Source organism: Phyllobacterium sp., assembly GCF_037994405.1.
GTDB lineage: Bacteria > Pseudomonadota > Alphaproteobacteria > Rhizobiales > Rhizobiaceae > Phyllobacterium.
The window spans coordinates 1-3,754 of the sequence record NZ_JBBNAN010000047.1 but is presented as its reverse complement, the minus strand read 5'-3'; the positions used below and the strand labels follow the sequence as shown (position 1 = coordinate 3,754).

The 3,754-nt window shown below is 57.1% G+C and carries 3 protein-coding genes and 1 pseudogene; 3 read left to right on the top strand and 1 reads right to left on the bottom strand.

From position 1 onward, the window contains the following. Both AAAC48_RS03220 and AAAC48_RS03215 read left to right on the top strand, forming a co-directional pair. A partial coding sequence (locus tag AAAC48_RS03220) for a cupin domain-containing protein (RefSeq protein ID WP_340652789.1) occupies positions 1–196 on the top strand: 196 nt, incomplete at its 5' end. A 111-nt stretch (positions 197–307) separates the two neighbouring features. Continuing rightward, positions 308–1,684: a dicarboxylate/amino acid:cation symporter gene (locus tag AAAC48_RS03215; RefSeq protein ID WP_340652788.1), complete on the top strand. Its 1,377-nt coding sequence runs from the start codon at positions 308–310 to the stop codon at positions 1,682–1,684. A 162-nt stretch (positions 1,685–1,846) separates the two neighbouring features. On the opposite strand, the pseudogene AAAC48_RS03210 reads toward AAAC48_RS03215, so the two are convergent. Then, a pseudogene (locus AAAC48_RS03210) lies at positions 1,847–2,522 on the bottom strand (IS6 family transposase). A 481-nt stretch (positions 2,523–3,003) separates the two neighbouring features. Between AAAC48_RS03210 and AAAC48_RS03205 the strand changes: the two are divergent. Continuing rightward, positions 3,004–3,483: a DUF992 domain-containing protein gene (locus AAAC48_RS03205; protein ID WP_340652787.1), complete on the top strand. Its 480-nt coding sequence runs from the start codon at positions 3,004–3,006 to the stop codon at positions 3,481–3,483. Positions 3,484–3,754 lie beyond the last annotated feature (271 nt).

Here is a 3,754-nt window from a genome sequence, read left to right as displayed (position 1 = left end):
CGCGTCGACCGTCGAGAAGATTTATGTCGTTCTCGACGGCGAGGTTACGGTGTCGAACGGCGTGGATCAATACAAGTTGCGAAAGTGGGACTCTTGTCGCGTGGCCCCGCATGAGGGTCGCAGACTTCAGAATGAAAGCCAACAGCCAGCGTCAATCCTGCTCGTGATGCCAGTCGAGGCGGCCAAGCCTCCATGATACCGAGCAGGACAACCATCACTAAACGGCGACAACATGCAGCTTCAGTTACCCGATCGGCGGACCGGAGTCCGCCGTCGCGACGCCATTCACTCGAGGGAGGAGTATCCCATGGCTCACATCCAAACAGCGTCTCGTCGACGCAAACCCTGGTACCAGATACTTTACGTTCAGGTTCTGATCGCCATAGCATTCGCGATCTTGCTTGGACATTTTTGGCCGCATGTCGGCATCGATATGAAGCCGCTGGGGGATGGCTTCATCAAATTGATCAAGATGGTCATTGCCCTCGTCATTTTCTGCACGGTCGTTTCCGGAATAGCGGGTATGAACGATTTGAAGAAAGTTGGCCGCGTTGGTGGCAAGGCTCTGGTCTACTTCGAGTTGGTCTCGACGGCCGCGCTTTTCATCGGACTTGTTATCGGCAACGTTGTAAGGCCCGGCACTGGTTTCAATGTTGACCCTGCCACGCTCGACGCGAGTGCCGTCGAAACCTATGCCGGCAAGGCAAGCGAGCAGTCCGTCACCGACTTCCTGATCAACATCATACCGAATACCGTGGTCGACGCCTTTGCCAAGGGTGATATCCTGCCTGTCGTGCTGATATCGATCCTGTTCGGCTACGTCCTCTCGCATCTCGGCGACCGCGCCAAGCCCGTGCGGGATGTCATAGAGGCCGGCTCGCACCTGGTCTTCGGAGCCATCAACGCGATCATGCGCCTCGCGCCGATCGGCGCTTTCGGGGCCATGGCCTTCACCGTTGGAAAATACGGCGTTTCCTCGCTCGGCCCTCTCGCCTTTCTTATCGGCACCTTCTACCTGACGAGCATCATCTTCGTGCTGGGCGTACTTGGCACCATCGCTTGGTGGTCCGGTTTCAACATCCTCAAGTTCTTGTTTTACATCAAGGAAGAGATCCTGATCGTGCTTGGCACGTCATCATCGGACTCGGCGCTGCCGAGCCTGATGGCCAAGCTTGAGCGTGCCGGCTGCTCGAAACCTGTGGTTGGCCTGGTCGTGCCGACTGGCTATGTGTTCAATACAGATGGCACATCGATCTACATGACGCTCGCAGCGCTGTTTGTGGCTCAGGCAACAAATACGGACCTTTCCATTTCGCAGCAGCTTGCCATCTTCGCCGTCGCGATGCTGACCTCCAAGGGCGCTTCCGGCGTCACCGGCGCTTCCTTCATTGCGCTGGTCGGCACGCTCTCTGTCGTACCTGCAATTCCGGTTGCCGGCATGGCGCTCATCCTTGGGATCGATCGCTTTATGAGCGAGGCGCGTGCCCTGGTGAACATGGTCGGTAACGGTGTCGCCACATTGGTAATGGCACGCTGGGAAGGCGAACTCGACCAGGCCCGCCTTGATGCCGCGCTCTCGGGTGCACCGTTGGAGGACAGCGAGGTCAGTGATGTTGAGCACGTTGCACAGCCAGTTCCGACGCCTGGCCGGGGTGGTCTGGGAACAGCGGGCGCGAGCGCTTGAGTATAAGGCCACAACGATGGGGCCGTCCAATGGGGCGGCCCCATGACGCGAGGTGAAATGCGAAACTTTGTCCATCAATCAAATGGTGATGTCAGGTTAAGTTTTCAGGCCACGAGGATTGTCGTCCTGTTGATTTTAGACGAGCGTTTCCGTCACGGCTTTCTACTCCATCGCGTTCAGGCGGTGCAGATAAATCTGGCATGCCGAGCGTTGCGAGTGGGATGGAACGAAGAGGTTGCGGACGATCGAGAAGATCGAGATAAACCGCTGCAAGCTTCCTGATGATCGGAAACCTTGCATTACTCGCGCCCGTTTTCGCAGCGGCAGGTGAGAATTCTCCGCCCGGTTGTTCAACCCTTTGTGCGAGCGATGCTCGACATCCGGCATGACTTGGCGTAGGGCGGCTCCGTAGGAGCGCAACTTGTCGGTGATCATCCGCTTCGGCAGCATGCCTTGCTTCCGCATAAGCCGTATCAGCAACCGCCGTGCAGCCTTAGTGTTGCGCCGGTTTTGAACGATTTCGTCGAGGACATATCGATCCTGATTGACGGCACGCCCAGAGCCAGTGCCTTTTACCGTTGATGCTGATGGCGGCTTCGTCCAAGTACCAGATGTCCTGTGACGATGGAGGCTTTCTTCGAATGCGGCGAGCGTATTCCGGCCCGAATTGTCATGCCCACTGCCGGATCGTCTTATACGACACCCTGATCCCACGCTCGAACAGCAATTCCGCGGGGTGGCGCAGGCTCACGGGAAACCGGTAGTACAGCCAGACCGCATGAGCGATGATGGAAGCAGGAAATCGATGGCGTTTGTAACCAATGGAAGGAACATGCATCCTGCAGCGACTACATCCAAAATCGATGACGAAACGTTAACCTGAAATCACCACTGCGATTGATTCTGGACGACATCTCGCGTCGCAAGATGATCAAGGTGTCGACGGAATGAGCGGATGTCAGAGCACGACCAAGTCGGCTGCACCCTGATTAGGCACGACAACGTGCCGGGCGCCGCCACGACCCAATGGCCCGTCATCTCGCCGATTCTAAGTGCATCGCGCTGAACTCCTCAGGAAGAGCGCTCGCGCCTGTCTCAATGCGCTCCACGGTGGACCACCGGGCAGACTCGCCCGCGCCGCGGACTCTTTGAGCACGATCGCCCCAAGTCCAGCAGCACCGTACAATCGCGACTAGCCTGGAAAATGCAACTTCGTGGGACGGCGGCATCCGCTGTAACCGTTACGTACTTTACGGCGACGGCCATAACGAAGAGCCTATTGAAATCGCTTGGGAACAAGCAGAAGAGGCAAAGGAGATATGATGATGGCTTTCTTCCGGGGGATATGTCTTGGGTGTGTTGTGGCGCTGGTACCGATCGGTGCAAATGCGGCGGAATCAAGCCAGATCGGCACGTTGTCGTGCGATGTGTCCAAGGGCATAGGCATGTTCGTGGTCGAAAAGCAGAAACTGACCTGCGTCTTCAAGCAGACCAGCGGCAGCACTGCGGACAAATATTCAGGTTCAATCGACGAATACGGAGTGGCGATAGGTGAGGTTGCGGCGGGCCATCTGATCTGGGGCGTTGTCGCGGCGACCAGCGGTCTTCCTGCCGGTGCGCTTGCCGGCACCTATAGCGGAGTGGGTGCAAATGCCTCGGTCGGCCTCGGCGCAGGTGCAAACATTCTTGTTGGCGGCACGGGCCGCGCATTTTCCTTGCAACCGATCTCTGTCGATGGCCAGGAAGGAATAAACTTTGCCGGCGGGGTCACGACCGTCACCTTAAATCCTGCACCGTAACGGTCGGGAGTAGATGCTATCCCCAAATAGAGGCGCAGGAATTGGCTTGACTGGTTGCGAAAACGGTCTGGCGTGCAAGCCCCATATGTGGACGTGTGTGACTCCTACTTGCAAGTGTTTTCTGCAGAAGTTTCGATCAGATCGCTTGCTTCCATATGTGCGGCCTTTGGATGCGGTCGCACATGACCACTCTTCATGAACGGCCAGCGCCTTTCCTGGTTCGCCATTCCGGTGTTGAACACGTTGTTTCAGATTTTCATCAAGCTTGCTG

Excerpts from the sequence above, each read along its gene's own strand:
- AAAC48_RS03215 (WP_340652788.1), top strand. The coding sequence starts at position 308 with ATGGCTCACATCCAAACAGCGTCTCGTCGACGCAAACCCTGGTACCAG.
- AAAC48_RS03205 (WP_340652787.1), top strand. The coding sequence starts at position 3,004 with ATGATGATGGCTTTCTTCCGGGGGATATGTCTTGGGTGTGTTGTGGCG.